At 52.4% G+C, this 16815-nt stretch carries 21 protein-coding genes and 1 pseudogene; 20 read left to right on the top strand and 2 right to left on the bottom strand.

Annotated features, from left to right (window positions below; all coding sequences use genetic code 11):
• Nucleotides 1-20: 20 nt before the first annotated feature.
• Nucleotides 21-1058 carry an NADP(H)-dependent aldo-keto reductase gene (locus IEX86_RS01620; RefSeq protein WP_188864319.1) on the bottom strand — a complete coding sequence of 346 codons (1038 nt, stop codon included), beginning with the start codon at nucleotides 1056-1058 and terminating at the stop codon, nucleotides 21-23.
• Between the two features lie 226 nt (nucleotides 1059-1284).
• Between IEX86_RS01620 and rplM the strand changes: the two genes are divergently transcribed.
• The 7 genes and pseudogenes from rplM (at nucleotide 1285) to IEX86_RS01585 (ending at nucleotide 5972) form a co-directional block, all read left to right on the top strand.
• Nucleotides 1285-1713, top strand: coding sequence for a 50S ribosomal protein L13 (gene rplM / locus IEX86_RS01615; RefSeq protein ID WP_010797309.1), 429 nt, complete (start codon nucleotides 1285-1287; stop codon nucleotides 1711-1713).
• 15 nt (nucleotides 1714-1728) lie between these two features.
• Complete coding sequence (gene rpsI, locus IEX86_RS01610; protein ID WP_188864318.1) at nucleotides 1729-2121, top strand: 30S ribosomal protein S9; 393 nt, start codon at nucleotides 1729-1731, stop codon at nucleotides 2119-2121.
• Between the two features lie 184 nt (nucleotides 2122-2305).
• Nucleotides 2306-2902 carry a ubiquinol-cytochrome c reductase iron-sulfur subunit gene (gene petA / locus IEX86_RS01605; RefSeq protein ID WP_188864317.1) on the top strand — a complete coding sequence of 199 codons (597 nt, stop codon included), beginning with the start codon at nucleotides 2306-2308 and terminating at the stop codon, nucleotides 2900-2902.
• Complete coding sequence (locus IEX86_RS01600; RefSeq protein WP_188864316.1) at nucleotides 2899-4110, top strand: cytochrome b; 1212 nt, start codon at nucleotides 2899-2901, stop codon at nucleotides 4108-4110. The genes petA and IEX86_RS01600 overlap by 4 nt, the downstream gene beginning before the upstream one ends.
• A gap of 92 nt (nucleotides 4111-4202) precedes the next feature.
• Nucleotides 4203-4856, top strand: a pseudogene (locus tag IEX86_RS01595) (cytochrome c1); the annotation flags it as partial.
• A gap of 74 nt (nucleotides 4857-4930) precedes the next feature.
• Nucleotides 4931-5548, top strand: coding sequence for a glutathione S-transferase N-terminal domain-containing protein (locus IEX86_RS01590; RefSeq protein WP_188864314.1), 618 nt, complete (start codon nucleotides 4931-4933; stop codon nucleotides 5546-5548).
• Between the two features lie 13 nt (nucleotides 5549-5561).
• Nucleotides 5562-5972 carry a ClpXP protease specificity-enhancing factor gene (locus IEX86_RS01585; RefSeq protein ID WP_188864313.1) on the top strand — a complete coding sequence of 137 codons (411 nt, stop codon included), beginning with the start codon at nucleotides 5562-5564 and terminating at the stop codon, nucleotides 5970-5972.
• 34 nt (nucleotides 5973-6006) lie between these two features.
• Here the strand turns inward: IEX86_RS01585 and suhB are convergent, their stop codons facing one another.
• A complete protein-coding gene (suhB, locus tag IEX86_RS01580) occupies nucleotides 6007-6822 on the bottom strand; it encodes a type III secretion system regulator SuhB (protein ID WP_188864312.1) in 816 nt (271 codons plus the stop codon).
• Between the two features lie 133 nt (nucleotides 6823-6955).
• Here suhB and trmJ point away from each other — a divergent pair, with 133 nt between their 5' ends.
• The 13 genes from trmJ to IEX86_RS01515 all read left to right on the top strand — a co-directional run bounded on the left by trmJ (nucleotide 6956) and on the right by IEX86_RS01515 (nucleotide 16805).
• Nucleotides 6956-7729 (top strand): tRNA (cytosine(32)/uridine(32)-2'-O)-methyltransferase TrmJ, encoded by a 774-nt coding sequence (trmJ, locus tag IEX86_RS01575; protein WP_188864311.1) that lies wholly within the window; start codon nucleotides 6956-6958, stop codon nucleotides 7727-7729.
• 131 nt (nucleotides 7730-7860) lie between these two features.
• Nucleotides 7861-8358, top strand: coding sequence for a Fe-S cluster assembly transcriptional regulator IscR (iscR, locus tag IEX86_RS01570; protein WP_188864310.1), 498 nt, complete (start codon nucleotides 7861-7863; stop codon nucleotides 8356-8358).
• Nucleotides 8359-8389: 31 nt separating this feature from the next.
• Nucleotides 8390-9604, top strand: a complete 1215-nt coding sequence (locus IEX86_RS01565) for an IscS subfamily cysteine desulfurase (protein WP_188864309.1) — start codon at nucleotides 8390-8392, stop codon at nucleotides 9602-9604.
• A gap of 28 nt (nucleotides 9605-9632) precedes the next feature.
• Nucleotides 9633-10019 (top strand): Fe-S cluster assembly scaffold IscU, encoded by a 387-nt coding sequence (iscU, locus tag IEX86_RS01560; RefSeq protein WP_125889373.1) that lies wholly within the window; start codon nucleotides 9633-9635, stop codon nucleotides 10017-10019.
• 10 nt (nucleotides 10020-10029) lie between these two features.
• The gene (gene iscA / locus IEX86_RS01555; protein WP_188864308.1) at nucleotides 10030-10353 is read left to right on the top strand and encodes an iron-sulfur cluster assembly protein IscA; all 324 of its coding nucleotides are present in this window, start codon (nucleotides 10030-10032) and stop codon (nucleotides 10351-10353) included.
• A gap of 8 nt (nucleotides 10354-10361) precedes the next feature.
• Nucleotides 10362-10883 (top strand): co-chaperone HscB, encoded by a 522-nt coding sequence (hscB, locus tag IEX86_RS01550; RefSeq protein ID WP_188864307.1) that lies wholly within the window; start codon nucleotides 10362-10364, stop codon nucleotides 10881-10883.
• 44 nt (nucleotides 10884-10927) lie between these two features.
• Complete coding sequence (hscA, locus tag IEX86_RS01545; protein ID WP_188864306.1) at nucleotides 10928-12787, top strand: Fe-S protein assembly chaperone HscA; 1860 nt, start codon at nucleotides 10928-10930, stop codon at nucleotides 12785-12787.
• 7 nt (nucleotides 12788-12794) lie between these two features.
• Complete coding sequence (gene fdx / locus IEX86_RS01540; protein WP_188864305.1) at nucleotides 12795-13133, top strand: ISC system 2Fe-2S type ferredoxin; 339 nt, start codon at nucleotides 12795-12797, stop codon at nucleotides 13131-13133.
• Nucleotides 13134-13144: 11 nt separating this feature from the next.
• Nucleotides 13145-13345 carry a Fe-S cluster assembly protein IscX gene (gene iscX / locus IEX86_RS01535; protein WP_188864304.1) on the top strand — a complete coding sequence of 67 codons (201 nt, stop codon included), beginning with the start codon at nucleotides 13145-13147 and terminating at the stop codon, nucleotides 13343-13345.
• 89 nt (nucleotides 13346-13434) lie between these two features.
• On the top strand, nucleotides 13435-13866 hold the full coding sequence (ndk, locus tag IEX86_RS01530; RefSeq protein ID WP_010797326.1) for a nucleoside-diphosphate kinase: 432 nt from the start codon (nucleotides 13435-13437) through the stop codon (nucleotides 13864-13866).
• A gap of 15 nt (nucleotides 13867-13881) precedes the next feature.
• Nucleotides 13882-15027 carry a dual-specificity RNA methyltransferase RlmN gene (rlmN, locus tag IEX86_RS01525; protein ID WP_188864303.1) on the top strand — a complete coding sequence of 382 codons (1146 nt, stop codon included), beginning with the start codon at nucleotides 13882-13884 and terminating at the stop codon, nucleotides 15025-15027.
• 15 nt (nucleotides 15028-15042) lie between these two features.
• Nucleotides 15043-15804, top strand: a complete 762-nt coding sequence (pilW, locus tag IEX86_RS01520) for a type IV pilus biogenesis/stability protein PilW (protein ID WP_373290374.1) — start codon at nucleotides 15043-15045, stop codon at nucleotides 15802-15804.
• Entirely contained in the window at nucleotides 15801-16805 is a 1005-nt protein-coding gene (locus IEX86_RS01515; RefSeq protein WP_188864302.1) for a RodZ domain-containing protein, read from the top strand. The genes pilW and IEX86_RS01515 overlap by 4 nt, the downstream gene beginning before the upstream one ends.
• Nucleotides 16806-16815 lie beyond the last annotated feature (10 nt).

Genomic DNA, 16815 nt, shown 5'->3' with positions numbered 1-16815 from the left:
CCGAAGGAAAGCGCCATTACTTAGGGGGCTGGATTAGGTTGAGTCTTATGAATGGCCTCAATTTCAGCAACAACCTCTTCGGACAGAGTCAGTTTAACGCTGTCGAGATTGCTTTGGAGTTGTTCCAGAGAAGTTGCCCCTATGATATTGCTCGTGACAAAGGGACGGCTCGTAACATAAGCCAGTGCCATTTGGGCAGGATCAACTCCATGCTGTTTGGCCAGTTGAACATACTGATCAGCGGCGCGCGCTGTTTCGGGGTTGTTGTAGCGAGTGAAACGGCTGAACAGGGTCAGGCGCGCGCCCTCCGGCTTTGCCCCGTTGGCATACTTGCCAGTCAGCATACCGAACGCTAGGGGAGAGTATGCAAGAAGCCCGCACTGTTCTCGAATGGCGATTTCTGCCAGTCCGACTTCAAAGGATCGATTCAGGAGGTTGTAGGGGTTCTGGATAGTTACTGCGCGTGGCCAGCCGCGCTCTTCAGCCAGCTGAAGGAAGCGCATTGTGCCCCATGGCGTCTCATTAGAAAGGCCAATGTAACGAATCTTTCCTGCCTTGACCTGTTCGTCTAATACCTCAAGGGTTTCCTCAAGCGGAGTAAACACCTTGTCGCTATGAACATAACCCAGCTTGCCAAAGAAATTGGTTTCTCTGTCCGGCCAATGCAATTGATAAAGATCGATATAGTCTGTTTGAAGACGCTCAAGGCTGCCATTCAATGCTGTAACGATATGCTGACGGTTGTGCTTGAGGTTGCCGTCGCGAATGTGTGAAATGTTATTGCCCGGTCCGGCAACTTTGCTGGTCAGAATCCATTGGTCACGGCTGCCACGTGCTTTGAAGTAGTTGCCAATGATGCGCTCCGTCTGACCGTACGTCTCGGGACGCGGCGGGACAGGATACATTTCTGCAGCATCCATAAAGTTGATGCCATGTTCGGCTGCTCGGTCAATCTGAGCGAACGCCTCGTCCTGCGTGTTCTGCTCTCCCCATGTCATCGTGCCCAGACAAAGCTCGCTAACGCTGATTTCGGTTTTTCCAAGGTTACGGTAACGCATCTAATTTCCTCTCTTGGTCTCATAACAGTTGATATTTTCGCAGTAATCGTCATAATTCCGCAGCTTTATTGACAGGGGATGCCTAGCCTGTCTGTTTTTGCCGTAGCGGACGCGCTGACCCGAGCCCCCGATTAGCGTCTGTTTCCGGCTGCCCTTGACTTGTCAAGGATCGTACTGTTCTGTAAGATTTGCCGTCTTTTTTCAGGCGGCCCTGAGGCCATAACGAATGAAAACCTTCACAGCAAAACCGGAAACTGTTAAGCGCGACTGGTACGTCGTCGACGCTGCCGGCCAGACCCTGGGTCGTCTGGCTACTGAAATTGCTAGCCGCCTACGTGGCAAGCATAAGCCGGAATACACTCCCCATGTTGATACTGGCGACTACATCGTTGTTATCAATGCGGAGCAGGTTCGTGTAACTGGCGCCAAAACTACCGACAAGATGTACTACCACCACTCCGGTTTCCCGGGTGGTATCAAGTCGATCAACTTCGAAAAGCTGATCGCTCGCGCTCCTGAGCGTGTTATCGAAACCGCAGTTAAAGGTATGTTGCCGAAGAACCCGCTGGGTCGCGACATGTACCGTAAGCTGAAGGTTTACAAGGGTAGCGTTCATCCGCATACCGCTCAGCAGCCTCAAGAACTGAAGATTTAAACGGGATAGTACATAATGTCGGCGACTCAAAATTACGGTACTGGCCGTCGTAAGACAGCTACCGCTCGCGTTTTCCTGCGTCCGGGCACTGGCCAGATTTCCATCAATAATCGTACCATCGATACATTCTTCGGTCGTGAAACTGCTCGCATGGTTGTTCGTCAGCCGCTTGAGCTGACCGAGACCCTCGAGAAGTTTGACGTATACGTGACTGTTGCTGGTGGTGGTGTTAGCGGCCAAGCCGGTGCCATTCGTCACGGTATTACTCGTGCTCTGATCGAATACGACGAAACCTACCGCAGCTCCCTGCGCAAGGCGGGTTATGTTACTCGTGACGCGCGTGAAGTTGAGCGTAAGAAAGTCGGTCTGCGTAAAGCGCGTAAGCGTCCGCAGTACTCCAAGCGTTAAGCTCCAGCAGCTTTGCTTGCGAAACCCAGTCTCTTTCGAGACTGGGTTTTTTTTTGCCTTGCGTCTGATGTGTAGTGCTTTTGAAGCTGTCTCGCTCGCACACGTCAATAGGTTCTCTCCTTGATTTTAAGTATGCTCTGCTTTCATTTCGTAGCTTGAATGATATGTACCGAAGGGGTTATGGATGAGTGACGGGGGTATCAATCAGGGACGTCGTCGATTGCTCGTGGCCGCAACATCGGCAATAGGCGCGGTAGGCATAGTTGGGGCTGCTATCCCATTTATTAAGTCATGGTCTCCTAGCGCCAGAGCAAAGGCTGCAGGTGCCCCTGTAAGGGTAAATATTTCTAAGTTGGAACCAGGGCGGCAGATTGTTGTGGAGTGGCGGGGGCAGCCTGTCTTTGTGCTCAGGCGTAGTTCAGAAGTTCTAGCGAGCCTGTCGAGACTAGAGGATCAATTGGCAGACCCAGACTCAGCGGAGTCGGTTCAGCCAAATTACGTAAACAGCCGATTGCGCTCAATTAAACCGGATATTCTCGTTGTTGTGGGGATTTGTACTCATTTAGGATGCGCTCCCGTATTTCGTCCTGAGGTTGCCCCTGTTGATTTGGGCGCAGATTGGCTGGGGGGGTACTTTTGCCCATGTCATGGCTCCCGTTATGACTTGGCGGGTAGAGTATACAAGGCACAACCTGCCCCGCTTAACCTAGTCGTTCCGCCTTATGCTTACGAGTCCGAGCACATTATTGTAGTAGGTATGAGTCAAAAGGAGATGGGATGAGTAGGCTGAAGGCTTGGGTAAATGCTCGCTTCCCTGCTTCACGTTTATGGCGCGAACATTTAGGTCACTATTACGCGCCCAAGAATTTTAATGTTCTTTATTTTTTTGGATCCCTGGCTTTGCTGATTCTATTTAATCAGCTAATGACAGGTATTTGGCTGGCAATGAGTTATACCCCTACAGCCGAAGGCGCTTTTGCCTCTATTGAGTACATCATGCGTGATGTCGACTACGGCTGGCTCATTCGTTACCTTCATTCAACAGGTGCTTCTGCCCTTTTCATCGTTGTCTATCTGCATATGTTTCGGAGCTTGCTCTATGGTTCCTATCAGAAGCCACGTGAGCTAGTTTGGGTTTTTGGGATGCTGCTTTATCTTCTGCTTATAGTGGAAGCGTTCATGGGATACCTGTTGCCTTGGGGACAGATGTCCTATTGGGGGGCTCAGGTAATAATTTCATTGTTTGGCGCTATTCCTGTAGTAGGCGAAGATCTGGCTCAGTGGATCCGTGGCGATTACTTAATCTCCGGCATTACGCTAAATCGTTTTTTTGCCTTGCATGTTATTGCTCTGCCATTGCTGCTGATAGGGCTTATGGTATTGCATATTTTTGCTTTGCATGAGGTGGGTTCTAACAACCCGCTTGGTGTGGATATCAAAAAGAGTCTTGATGAAAAAGGTAAGCCGCTTGATGGTATTCCCTTTCATCCGTATTACACCGTCAAGGATCTATTGGGCGTGGCGGTTTTTCTATTTGTTTTCTGTGCTGTAGTGTTTTTCTTTCCTGAGGCAGGCGGCTACTTCCTTGAGAAGTCTAACTTTGAAATCGCTGACCCCTTAAAAACCCCTGAACATATCGCCCCTGTTTGGTATTTCACCCCCTTTTACGCAATGCTTCGGGCTGTGCCTGACAAGCTGATTGGCGTCATGGTTATGGGGGCGGCTATCGCTATTTTGTTTGTGGTGCCCTGGCTGGATCGTAGTCCTGTCAAGTCAATGCGTTTCAAGGGGTGGCTAAGCCGGTTGGCGCTGATGCTTTTCTGCTTGGCATTCGTGGTGCTTGGGGTTCTAGGGGTTCTTCCGCCTACATCTGAAAGAATCCTTATGTCTCGCCTGGCTACCGTGTTGTATTTTGGCTATTTCCTGTTCATGCCTTTTTACACGCGTGTTGAGCGGGTAGGGCAGGTGCCTGAGAGGGTGCCAAGGTGATGCTGCTGCTTAGGTTGCTGGCATTGCTGTCGGTTCTAGGCGTGCCTCTGGCTTCAATGGGGGCAGAAGATATTCCTCCTGAAAAGGTTCGTGTCACTACTACTGATAAGCATGCACTACAGGATGGGGCGCGCACCTTTGTTAATTACTGCATGGGATGTCACGGCGCTCAATATCAGCGTTACGAGCGAGTAGCTAGGGATCTTGAGATTCCTGAAGATATTCTGCAGCAGGCGCTTATATTTACAAGCGCTAAGCCAGGCGATCATATGCGTTCAAGTATGCGTGCTGAGGATGCAAGAAGTTGGTTTGGTGCAGTGCCGCCTGATCTGACGCTGGTAGCTCGCGTTCGAGGAGAAGACTGGCTGTACGGCTATCTCATGGGGTTTTATGAGGACGCTTCCAGGCCTTGGGGTGTCAACAATATCGTATTCCCTAATGTTGCTATGCCAAATGTTCTTGGCGCCTTACAGGGTCGCCAGGTTTGTCTGACTGATAACCCTGGGGCAGACGCCTCCGTGAATATCGCTATATGCAGAGAGCTCGCTGTTGTTCCTGGTACAGGTGCGCAGAATAACGAGCAGTTCGATCAAACGGTTCGTAATCTTGTGGCTTTTCTAGCGTACTCGGCCGATCCGAATAAGGAGGTATCTGAGCGGATTGGGCGGTATGTTCTGGCCTATTTGGCAATTCTTTTTGTATTTGCCTACCTGCTCAAGCGAGAATATTGGAAGGACATCAAATGATGTCTGTTTTGAATCAGGATCTGTGCCGTGAGGCGCGATCGTTTGCCCGTTAGGGCTGCATAGCGAAGAAGTGTATGGCTAACGTAACGCGTCTCACCTGTTTTTCTGATCCTAGAGATCCTTATTCACACCGTGTTCGTCTTGTGCTTGCTGAAAAGCAGGTCGATGTGGAAATTAAGGATACCGATCCTGTCCAATACCCTGCAGATTTGGCAGATGTGAATCCTTACAGGACGCTGCCTGTATTGCAGGACCGGGATCTTGTGCTGTACGACTCGGATATTGTTCTGGAGTACCTGGAAGAGCGATATCCTCATCCTCCGTTGTTACCGGCTTACCCTGTTGCTCGAGCACAGATGCGGCTGCTTATGCATCGTATCCAGAAGGATTGGTGTGATAATGCGGATATCATTGCTGGCATGCAGAAGGGAAAGTTCGATGTTCAACAGGCTCGTCGGCAGCTTGCGGATAGCCTTGTCTCGGTCGCTCCTCTTTTTGCAGATAAAAAATTCTTCTTAAATGAAGAAATGAGCTTGGTTGACTGTTATTTATTGCCTTTGCTCTGGCGTTTGCCTAGCTTAGGTGTTGAGTTGCCTCGACAAGCCAAGCCGATTTTCGATTATATGGATCGCCATTTCGTCCGCGATACCTTTCAGGCGAGCTTGTCGCCAGTTGAGCGCGAGATGCGCTGATAGGAGGAACATAATGAATTCAAGTCGTCCCTATTTGATTCGGGCGCTGTACGAGTGGATCGTAGATAACGATTGCACGCCGCATATCCTGGTCAATGCGGACTATCCGAATGTACTGGTTCCGCCGGGCTATGCAAGTGATGGTCAGATTGTTCTCAACGTTGCTCCGGGTGCCATACGTCAGTTGCATATGGATAACGAGGCGGTCAGTTTTGATGGGCGGTTCGGTGGTGTGGCCCATAGTCTTTATGTGCCTACTCAAGCTGTTCTAGCGATTTATGCGCGTGAAAATGGACAGGGCATGGTTTTTGATCTGGAGCCTTCCTCTCCAGATGATGATCCAAAGGGCAAGTCAGAGGGGGCTGCGCCTAAGTCGGCGCCAACCAAGCCGCAAGGCCGGCCAAGCCTGAAGGTGGTCAAGTAAAACAAAACCGCCCACTAAAGTGGGCGGTTTTTATTTAGCGCTTCAACGAGGTGGGGAGGTGAGGCTGTAGCGTGGTCAAAAGTGCCTTGAAGCATTTTGTATTACCGGCCACTACATGACCTCTTTCAAGATAATCATGGCCGCCGTTGAAGTCACTGATCAAGCCGCCCGCTTCCTGGATCAATAGCGCGCCAGCTGCCATGTCCCACTCGGACAAGCCCATTTCCCAGAAGGCATCGAATCGACCGGCAGCCACATAGGCTAGATCCAATGCGGCAGAACCTGCACGGCGAATACCAGCGGTTTGAGTGCTTAAGGCGCGGAACATACCCAGGTAGTTATCCAGATAGTCCATGTTGCTGGAGCGGTATGGGAAGCCTGTACCAATCAACGCGCCCTCAAGACTCTTGCGAGTACTAACGCGTAGACGTCGGCCGTTAAGAGCGGCGCCGCGCCCCCGACTGGCGGTAAATTCTTCCTGACGAACCGGGTCCAGCACGACAGCATGCTCGATGCGGCCGCGATATTTACACGCAATGCTGACCGAGAAATGGGGGACGCCATGAATGAAATTGGTGGTCCCATCCAGCGGATCGACGATCCATAGGTAGTCAGCGCCATCACCCTGGCCTTCAATGAGTCCAGATTCTTCGCCCAAGAAGCCGTGGTTGGGGTAAGCCTTACGTAAAACGGCGAAAATAGCTTGTTCGGCGGCCCGGTCGACCTCGGTCACAAAATCGTTGGCGCCTTTTTCGTCGATAGCGATGAGGTCCAGGCGCTCGATTGAGCGAAAGATCAATTCACCGGCACTACGAGCTGCGCGCAGCGCAATGTTCAGCATGGGCTGCATGAGAAACCACCTGGTTGTAAAAGAAAGCCGGTTATTCTAGCAGAAAAGAATGCTAAGAGAGGTTGCCTTGTCGGCATGAATGGTTTTGCTGAAAGGGGTCCGGTAAGATTCGCACCTTTAAAGGGGGTGCTACTTGCTCGAGAACATACGCGTTGTCCTGGTGAATACAAGCCATCCTGGCAATATTGGTGGTGCAGCTCGCGCCATGAAAAATATGGGATTGAAGCGGCTGTACCTTGTGCAGCCTGAACAGTTTCCTCATGGCGATGCAATCGCACGCGCTGCTGGCGCCACGGATGTGCTGGATAGTGCTTGTGTTGTCGATACGCTGGAAGAGGCGCTGACAGGATGCAGTGTTGTTCTGGGAACCAGTGCAAGGGATCGGCGCATCCCTTGGCCGCTGCTGGACCCCCGCGAGTGCGCACAGACTTCTCTGCAGTATGCTGAGGCGGGAGGAGAGGTCGCGCTCGTGTTTGGTCGTGAGTATGCGGGTCTGACGAACGAGGAGCTTCAGCGGTGCAATTTTCATGTCCATATTCCCTCCGATCCAGAATTTGGTTCATTGAATCTGGCAGCGGCTGTACAAGTGCTCGTTTATGAGGTGCGTATGGCTTGGTTGGCTTTGCAGGGCCAGCCGACCAAGATGAATAAGGTAGAAAGCACCGCCATGCTCAATACTCAGCTAGTAACCGTTGAGGAGTTGGAGCTTTTCTATCGGCACCTCGAAGAAACGCTTATCGATATTCGTTTCCTTGATCCTGAGAAACCTCGCCATCTCATGTCTCGTCTGCGCAGGCTTTATGGGCGTAGTGCAATTACTAAGCTAGAGATGAATATTCTTCGAGGCGTTTTGACGGAAACACAAAAGGTCGTTCGTGGAGAAAAGTGCAAAACAGACGACGTTTGATCAGGATTAAGAGGGGCATGTGAACACCTCTGGTCGGCTTTAATGGTTGACTGTATTGATAGGACTTATAGTTGACTTAAATAGTCAGGAATTGCATAATTGCCTTATCTAAAGCACATCCTGGTTTTGCCATGAGACTGACAACCAAAGGACGATACGCCGTCACCGCCATGCTCGATCTGGCGCTGCATGCGCAGCGTGGACCGGTCTCCCTGGCTGACATCTCGGAACGCCAAGGTATATCGCTTTCCTATCTTGAACAGCTGTTTGCCAAGCTGCGCCGTGGCACTTTGGTAACCAGCGTGCGTGGTCCAGGCGGCGGTTATCAGCTATCGCGCGATATGCAGGACATTCATGTCGCTCAGGTCATTGATGCCGTAAATGAATCCGTTGATGCGACCCGCTGTCAGGGGCAAGGTGACTGTCACTCCGGTGATATATGCCTGACGCATCACCTGTGGTGCGATCTGAGTGATCAGATCCATACGTTTCTTAGCGGTATCACGCTAGCGGATCTAGTGGCGCGTAATGAGATACAAGCTGTAGCGAACCGTCAGGATAAGCGAGTCTGCAATAGCCGAACTCGTGCCTCGGACATTGAAAAGATTGAAGCGTCCGCTATTGAGTGAGCCGGCCGCCAGCCTGATATAGGAGTTACCGATGAAACTACCGATCTATCTTGATTATTCTGCAACTACTCCCGTCGATCCCCGTGTCGCTCAGAAGATGAGTGAGTGCCTGTTGGTGGACGGTAACTTTGGTAATCCGGCTTCCCGCTCGCATATGTTTGGCTGGAAGGCTGAGGAGTCGGTTGAAAATGCCCGCCGCCAAGTGGCTGAGCTGGTAAATGCCGACCCGCGCGAGATTGTCTGGACATCGGGTGCAACCGAGTCGGATAACCTGGCAATCAAGGGTGTGGCTCATTTTTATCAGAGTAAAGGCAAGCACATCATCACTTCGAGGATTGAGCACAAGGCCGTCCTGGATACGACTCGCCAGCTCGAGCGTGAAGGTTTTGAAGTAACTTACCTTGAGCCGGGCGAGGATGGCCTGATCACTCCTGATATGGTTGAGGCGGCGCTGCGTGAGGACACCATTCTGGTCTCTCTCATGCACGTTAACAATGAGATTGGCACTGTTAACGACATTGCTGCGCTGGGCGAGCTCACACGTTCCCGTGGAGTTTTGTTCCATGTCGATGCTGCACAGTCGACCGGCAAGGTTGAGATCGATCTTGAGAAGCTGAAGGTTGACCTCATGTCGTTCTCTGCTCACAAGACCTACGGTCCAAAGGGCATTGGTGCGCTTTATGTTCGTCGTAAGCCGCGTGTTCGTCTTGAGGCCCAGACTCATGGCGGCGGTCACGAGCGTGGCATGCGCTCAGGCACGTTGGCAACTCACCAGATTGTAGGTATGGGTGAAGCCTTCCGAATTGCCAAGGAAGAAATGGCTCAGGAAAACGTCCGAATCAAGGCGTTGAGCGATCGCTTCTACAGCAAGCTTCAAGATATGGAAGAGCTGTATGTAAACGGCAGTCTGATTTCGCGTGTACCGCACAACCTGAACCTGAGCTTCAACTATGTAGAGGGTGAGTCCTTGATCATGGCGCTTAAGGATCTGGCGGTGTCGTCCGGCTCGGCCTGTACCTCGGCTTCGCTTGAGCCTTCCTACGTATTGCGCGCCTTGGGCCGCAACGATGAGCTGGCTCATAGCTCCATCCGTTTCACCTTTGGCCGTTTTACGACTGAAGAAGAAGTTGATTATGCCGCCGAGAAAGTGCGTGATGCAGTAACCAAGCTGCGTGAGCTTTCTCCGTTGTGGGATATGTACAAAGAGGGCGTTGACCTGACCACTGTTGAATGGCAGGCACACTAAACCGCTCCTGATGAGTGAGGATTGAAAAATGGCTTACAGCGATAAAGTAATCGATCACTACGAAAACCCGCGCAATGTTGGCAAGTTCGATGCGGAAGATCCCGACGTCGGTACAGGCATGGTTGGCGCTCCGGCATGTGGTGACGTCATGCGCCTGCAGATCAAGGTCAACGATCAGGGCATTATTGAAGATGCCCGCTTCAAGACCTATGGTTGCGGTTCCGCAATCGCTTCGAGTTCACTGGCTACCGAGTGGATGAAAGGCAAGACAATTGATGAAGCGGAAGCGATCAAAAATTCCATGATTGCTGAAGAGCTGGCTCTGCCTCCAGTCAAGATCCACTGCTCGGTGTTGGCTGAAGACGCCATCAAAGCAGCGGTGCATGACTATAAGCAGAAGAAAGGTTTGGCTTGAGGAGGCATTGATGGCCATTAGCATGACTGAATCCGCTGCACGTCATGTGCAGCGCTCTCTGGAAGGGCGCGGCAAAGGCGAAGGCATTCGTCTGGGCGTACGTACCACCGGATGTTCTGGCTTGGCCTATGTGTTGGAATTCGTTGATGCGCTGGCAGAAGAAGACCAAGTGTTCGAAAGCTACGGCGTCAAGGTGATTATTGACCCGAAAAGCTTGGTCTATCTTGACGGCACTGAGCTTGACTTTGTCAAGGAAGGCCTTAACGAAGGATTCAAGTTCAATAACCCCAACGTGCGCGGTGAGTGTGGCTGCGGCGAAAGCTTCAACGTCTGAGGTTACCCGTGGGAACGCTTTGTCACTTTGCCTTGTTTGAGATCAAGCCAGCCTTCAAGCTTGATCTTGAGCAACTTTCGAGTCGCTACCGTGAGCTTGCGCGCACGGTGCATCCTGATCGCTTTGCCGATGCGCCCGAGCGTGAGCGCCGGCAAGTGCTCGAGCGTGCGGCACAATTGAATGAAGCGTATCACGTCCTCAAAACGCCTTCTCGGCGAGCCCGCTACCTGTTATCGCTTAAAGGCCTTGAAATGTCTGTTGAGGCGACCATACAGGATCCTGAGTTTCTCCTTCAGCAGATGCAATGGCGTGAAGAGCTGGAGGAGTTACAGGAGGCAGGTGATGTTGACGGTATTGCGCCTTTTAAACAGCGCTTGAAGAAATCCCAGGCTGAACTCGAAACCGAATTCGATTCGTGTTGGGAGCATTCTTCAAAACAGGAAACAGCAGAACGGCTTGTTCGTCGTATGCAGTTTCTTGACAAGCTGAGCAGCGAAGTGCGTCAGTTGGAAGAGCGCCTCGACGATTAATCTGGCGCCTGCTCACAGGCGCCCCTAGCACAAGCTGAATAGCAATGGCTTTATTGCAAATTGCCGAACCCGGAATGGCGGCCAAACCGCATCAACGTAAGTTGGCGGTAGGAATCGATCTGGGCACTACAAATTCCCTTGTCGCTGCTGTACGCAGCGGCGTCTCCGAGCCGCTGCCTGATGAGCAGGGCGACGTTATTCTTCCTTCAGCTGTCCGCTATCTGGAAAATGCTATTGAAGTGGGTATGGTGGCCAAGCAAAGCGCTGCTGAAGACCCCTTCAATACTATCCTTTCTGTAAAGCGTTTCATGGGGCGCGGTCTGGCTGACATCAAGCAGTTAGGCGAGCAGTTGCCCTATCGATTCGCTGACGGCGAATCCCATATGCCTTTCATCGAGACGGCGCAGGGGCTTAAAAGCCCTGTTGAAGTCTCGGCTGATATCCTTCGTGTGCTGCGTACGCGTGCGGAAAAAACCTTGGGCGGTGAGCTGGTCGGCGCGGTTATTACCGTTCCGGCTTATTTTGATGATGCTCAGCGTCAGGCGACCAAGGATGCTGCCAGGTTGGCCGGCTTGAACGTGTTGCGCTTGCTCAATGAGCCAACTGCGGCCGCGGTAGCGTATGGGCTGGATCGTGGCGCTGAAGGTCTCATCGCTATCTATGACCTGGGTGGTGGCACGTTCGATATTTCCATCCTGCGCTTGAGCAAGGGTGTCTTTGAGGTCTTGGCTACCGGTGGCGACAGCGCACTAGGCGGCGATGATTTCGACCATGCTATTGCCACTTGGGTTATCGAGCAGGCTGGATTGTCTACGAATCTTGCGCCCTCTCAGCAGCGACAACTGCTTCAGCTGGGTTGTGCTGCCAAAGAGCAATTGTCAACGCAGGCATCCGTCACGCTCAATTATGGTGATTGGCAGGGCGAGCTTACCCGCGAGCACTTCGAGATTTTGGTTGAACCATTGATCGCTCGAAGCCTGAAGGCTTGCCGCCGTGCAGTGCGCGACTCAGGCTGCGAGCTTGACGAGGTCAAGGCCGTAGTCATGGTGGGTGGTTCAACACGCGTACCTCAGGTGCGTTCTGCTGTAGCCAAGCTGTTTGGTCGCGAGCCGCTCACGGATATTGACCCTGATAAAGTCGTTGCAATCGGCGCGGCTATTCAGGCGGACACCCTGGCGGGTAACCGTGGGGGTGAAGAGCTCTTGTTGCTGGATGTCATTCCACTTTCCCTTGGGCTTGAAACCATGGGCGGTCTGATGGAAAAGATCATCCCGCGTAATACGACTATTCCCGTAGCGCGTGCGCAGGACTTTACAACTTACAAGGATGGCCAGTCAGCCATGATGATTCATGTGCTGCAAGGTGAACGAGAGCTGGTAAAAGATGCTCGTTCGCTGGCTCGCTTCGAGCTGCGAGGTATTCCGCCTATGGTGGCTGGCGCGGCCAAGATCCGAGTAACCTTTCAGGTCGATGCGGATGGCTTGCTCAGTGTTTCCGCGCGAGAGCTGTCCAGTGGCGTAGAGGCTAGCATTCAGGTCAAGCCGTCTTATGGTCTGACCGACGGTGAAATTGCACGCATGCTGCAGGATTCTTTCCAGTATGCCGGCGATGATATGAGTGCCCGTGTGTTGCGTGAGCACCAAGTCGAGGCGCGGCGTCTCCTTGAGGCGGTTCAGGCAGCTGTCACCGAAGATGGCGACCGGTTGCTGGATGCTGAAGAGCGTGAAGTTATAACAGCTGAAATTGGCAAGCTGAAAGATCTTGTCGACACTTCAGACGCCTCAGCTATCGAAACACAAACTAAACGTCTTTCCCATGTGACTGATGCATTCGCGGCTCGCCGAATGGATGCATCGATCAAGGCGGCCCTGGCGGGTCGTCGTCTCAACGAAATCGAGGAGTAAGTTCACCATGCCGCAGATCGTTTTTCTGCCCCACCCAGAGCATTGCCCCGAGGGCGCGGTGATCCAGGCCGAAGAAGGTGAAACTATCATCGATGCAGCGTTGCGCAATGGTATTGAAGTCGAACATGCCTGTGAAATGTCATGCGCCTGTACGACATGTCATGTCGTAGTTCGAGAGGGCTTTGGTTCTATGGAGCCTTCTGACGAGCTTGAAGACGACATGCTGGACAAGGCATGGGGGCTAGAGCCTGAGTCCCGGTTGTCCTGCCAGGCTAAGGTCGGCACTACCGATCTGGTCGTGGAAATTCCGCGCTATACCATTAATCAGGTATCGGAACGTCACTAAGGAAGATCATCATGGCGATGAAATGGGTCGATGTGCTGGATATCGCAATCGCTCTTTCCGAGGCACATCCGGATGTAGATCCGCGTTATGTAAATTTCGTGAAGCTACGTAACTGGGTGACGGCTCTGCCTGAGTTTGAAGATGACCCGCAGCGGGGTGGCGAGAAAGTACTCGAAGCCATCCAGTCAGCGTGGATTGAAGAAGCAGACTAACCTATTATTCGTTAGCCTACGCTTTTGACCGAAGCCCGCGTATAATCCGCGGGTTTCGTTTTTGCTAAATGCCCAACTTTGGAGTTGTCATGTCTGTTCAACGCACCCTTTCTATCATCAAGCCGGACGCTGTAGCCAAGAACGTTGTTGGTGAGATCATCACTCGCTTCGAAAAGGCAGGCCTGCGCGTTGTGGCCGCGAAGATGGTTCAGCTCTCCGAGCGCGAAGCCGGTGGCTTCTATGCTGAACACAAAGAGCGTCCTTTCTTCAAGGATCTGGTGTCATTCATGACTTCCGGCCCGGTTGTTGTTCAGGTTCTGGAAGGCGAAAACGCCATTGCCAAGAACCGTGAGCTGATGGGCGCTACTGATCCTAAGAAAGCAGACGCTGGTACCATCCGCGCTGACTTCGCTGTTTCCATCGATGAAAACGCTGTTCACGGTTCCGATTCCGAAGCATCGGCAGCCCGTGAAATCGCTTACTTCTTCGCTGCAACTGAAGTTTGCGAGCGCACTCGCTGATCCACAGGTGAATCCATGAGCAATACAGTCGGCAAGACTAACCTGCTGGGGCTTACCCAGCCACAAATGGAGCAGTTCTTCGAGTCAATCGGAGAAAAGCGCTTTCGTGCCGGCCAAGTGATGAAATGGATTCACCACTTTGGCGTTGATGACTTTGACGCCATGAGTAATGTCGGCAAGGCCTTGCGCGAAAAGCTCAAGGCCTGTGCCGAGATTCGCGGCCCTGAGGTTGTGAGCGAAGATATTTCGGCGGACGGCACCCGCAAGTGGGTCATCCGCGTGGCCTCCGGTAGCTGTGTTGAAACCGTTTATATTCCTCAGGACAAGCGTGGCACCCTGTGCGTATCATCACAGGCAGGCTGTGCGCTTGACTGCAGTTTCTGTTCGACCGGAAAGCAAGGTTTTAATAGCAATCTCACAGCGGCTGAAGTAATCGGCCAAGTGTGGGTTGCTAACAAATCATTTGGTACCGTGCCTGCCAAGATCGACCGCGCGATTACAAACGTAGTGATGATGGGCATGGGTGAGCCTTTGCTCAACTTCGATAATGTCGTGGCAGCCATGCAGATCATGATGGACGACTTGGGCTATGGCATATCCAAGCGCAAGGTGACGTTATCCACCTCCGGCGTAGTGCCTATGATCGAGGAGCTGGCCAAGCACGTCGATGTTTCCTTGGCATTATCACTGCATGCGCCCAATGACGCCCTGCGTAACGAGCTGGTACCGATCAACCGTAAATATCCTCTGGCCATGCTGCTTGATGCTTGTCAGCGTTATATTGGCCAGTTGGGTGAAAAACGTGTTCTGACTATTGAATATACGTTGCTCAAAGACGTTAATGATCAGCCTGAGCACGCTGTGCAGATGATCGAATTGCTACGCAACGTGCCCTGCAAGATCAACCTGATTCCTTTCAATCCATTCCCTCATTCTGGTTACGAGCGTCCCAGCAAGAATGCGGTGCGCCGCTTCCAGGAACTTCTGCAGCAGGCTGATTTCAATGTCACCGTGCGTACCACGCGTGGTGATGATATTGATGCGGCATGTGGGCAGCTGGTCGGAAAGGTCATGGACCGCACCCGGCGAAGCGAGCGTTACATTGCTGTACGCCAGCTGAGTAACGAAAAAGAAGCGGCCTTGGATGTTCGCCAGAATTAATTAAGGAGAGGGTTAGTGATGTTGCGTGCAGTATTGGCTTTGGCAGTTGCAGGACTTTTAACCGGCTGCGTCACTACTGGCTCCACTGACCCCTTGAGTACGGGAAAAGGTCGTGATCAGGCCCGGGATGCCTATATCCAGCTGGGCCTGGGTTATCTGCAGGAAGGGAATACCGAGCAAGCCAAGGTTCCTTTGAAGCAGGCGCTCCAGCTCGATTCTTCCAGCGCTGATGCCCATGCTGCATTGGCATTAGTCTTTCAGACCGAAATGGAGCCCAAGCTGGCTGATGAGGAATATCGCAAGGCCATGTCGGCTCGCCGAAATGATCCTCGTATCCTCAACAACTATGGAAGCTTTCTGTTTGAGCAGAAGCGGTACAGCGAAGCCTATGATCGCTTCACCGAAGCTTCCCAGGATCCCTTGTATCCTGAGCGTTCACGAGTCTTTGAAAACCTTGGTCTGACTGCGTTAAGGTTGAATAAACCTGAACTGGCACGCCAGCATTTGGAAAAGTCGCTGAGACTGAACAGCAACCAACCAAAGGCTCTGCTGGAAATGGCGGAGCTTTCTTATGCTGCCCGTGAATATGTGCCTGCACGTGGATACTACGAAAGCTTTAGTCGTATTTCTCCCCAGGATGCGCGTAGCCTTTTACTGGGCATCCGGCTGGCCGAAGTATTCAATGATCGTGATACGGCTGCCAGTTATACCCTGCAATTGAAGCGGCTTTATCCCGCTTCGGAAGAATATAAACAACTTCAGTCGGAGCAACGATGAGTAATGTGCAACCTGAGGCTGTAATGTCAGCTCGTGGTAATCCAGGCGACATACTGCGCCAGGCTCGCACCGCCAATGGGTGGAGCATCGCTCAAGTAGCTGCTCAGATGAATCTGAGTGGGCAAGTCATCGAGTTGCTGGAAGCTGGAGACTATCAGAAGCTGCCAGGCCATACCTTTGCTCGTGGCTATGTGCGTTCCTACGGAAAACTGTTGGGCCTGGATCAGGCTGAACTTGTAAAGGTTTTCGACCAGTATACGGGTACCGATGCCAAGGGCAGTACGGTTCATACGATCAACCGGGTCGAAGAGCCTGTACGCTTGTCGCGCAGTGTGCTGCGTATTGTCAGTTTCATTCTCGTTGTCGTAATCATTGGTCTTGGGCTGTTCTGGTGGCAGGAGCGCTCCGGGCTAGGTATGGGCGGTAATGGCCTAAGTCTTGAGCATGTCGAAGTAGAGAGCGCAGACGGTACTACTGAAATCCATACGCTGGATGAGCCTGAAGATCAGGCTGTGGCTGAGGCTCAGAAAGCAGAAGTGCCCGCTGCGCCAGAGGCAGGCACTACTGGTACGCCGGCTACCTCAACTGGAAATGCCGTGGCACAAACGCCCGCGCCTGCCGCAACGGATAGTGCTGCAAGTCCTGCTGCTACTCCGGCTCCGGCGTCACCTGCCGCTTCAGTTGTATCAACAGACGCTGCGCTGGCACCTGTAGCGCCGCCAGCCAGTGAGCCTGACCCAGCAACAGGGCAAGGCGGTTTAAGCGTTCAATTGGTAGCAGACTGCTGGATGCAGATCACGGATGCATCCGGGAAAGTTATTTACAGTGGCCTTAAACGAAAGGGTGATACCCTGCAGTTTGAAACTGTAAAGGCTCCCGTGGAAATTCGTCTGGGTTATGCCCGAGGTGCTCAAATCACCTATAACGGCCAGCCTGTAGACATCAAGCCTTATGTACGTGGGGAAACGGCTCGCTTCAAAGTAGGGCAGGCGTCCCAGTAACCAATAATGG

Origin of the sequence: Pseudomonas asuensis (assembly GCF_014646755.1) — a bacterium.
GTDB lineage: Bacteria > Pseudomonadota > Gammaproteobacteria > Pseudomonadales > Pseudomonadaceae > Chryseomonas > Chryseomonas asuensis.
Note: the sequence above shows the minus strand (reverse complement) of the source record. Positions and strands in the feature narration are given on the sequence as shown.

Coding starts and splice junctions, on each gene's coding strand:
- petA (WP_188864317.1), top strand. CDS start 2,306: ATGAGTGACGGGGGTATCAATCAGGGACGTCGTCGATTGCTCGTGGCC.
- rlmN (WP_188864303.1), top strand. CDS start 13,882: ATGAGCAATACAGTCGGCAAGACTAACCTGCTGGGGCTTACCCAGCCA.
- iscR (WP_188864310.1), top strand. CDS start 7,861: ATGAGACTGACAACCAAAGGACGATACGCCGTCACCGCCATGCTCGAT.
- IEX86_RS01515 (WP_188864302.1), top strand. CDS start 15,801: ATGAGTAATGTGCAACCTGAGGCTGTAATGTCAGCTCGTGGTAATCCA.
- rpsI (WP_188864318.1), top strand. CDS start 1,729: ATGTCGGCGACTCAAAATTACGGTACTGGCCGTCGTAAGACAGCTACC.
- IEX86_RS01620 (WP_188864319.1), bottom strand. CDS start 1,058: ATGCGTTACCGTAACCTTGGAAAAACCGAAATCAGCGTTAGCGAGCTT.
- iscU (WP_125889373.1), top strand. CDS start 9,633: ATGGCTTACAGCGATAAAGTAATCGATCACTACGAAAACCCGCGCAAT.
- IEX86_RS01565 (WP_188864309.1), top strand. CDS start 8,390: ATGAAACTACCGATCTATCTTGATTATTCTGCAACTACTCCCGTCGAT.
- suhB (WP_188864312.1), bottom strand. CDS start 6,822: ATGCAGCCCATGCTGAACATTGCGCTGCGCGCAGCTCGTAGTGCCGGT.
- iscA (WP_188864308.1), top strand. CDS start 10,030: ATGGCCATTAGCATGACTGAATCCGCTGCACGTCATGTGCAGCGCTCT.
- rplM (WP_010797309.1), top strand. CDS start 1,285: ATGAAAACCTTCACAGCAAAACCGGAAACTGTTAAGCGCGACTGGTAC.
- IEX86_RS01585 (WP_188864313.1), top strand. CDS start 5,562: ATGAATTCAAGTCGTCCCTATTTGATTCGGGCGCTGTACGAGTGGATC.
- iscX (WP_188864304.1), top strand. CDS start 13,145: ATGGCGATGAAATGGGTCGATGTGCTGGATATCGCAATCGCTCTTTCC.
- IEX86_RS01590 (WP_188864314.1), top strand. CDS start 4,931: ATGGCTAACGTAACGCGTCTCACCTGTTTTTCTGATCCTAGAGATCCT.
- hscA (WP_188864306.1), top strand. CDS start 10,928: ATGGCTTTATTGCAAATTGCCGAACCCGGAATGGCGGCCAAACCGCAT.
- IEX86_RS01600 (WP_188864316.1), top strand. CDS start 2,899: ATGAGTAGGCTGAAGGCTTGGGTAAATGCTCGCTTCCCTGCTTCACGT.
- ndk (WP_010797326.1), top strand. CDS start 13,435: ATGTCTGTTCAACGCACCCTTTCTATCATCAAGCCGGACGCTGTAGCC.
- fdx (WP_188864305.1), top strand. CDS start 12,795: ATGCCGCAGATCGTTTTTCTGCCCCACCCAGAGCATTGCCCCGAGGGC.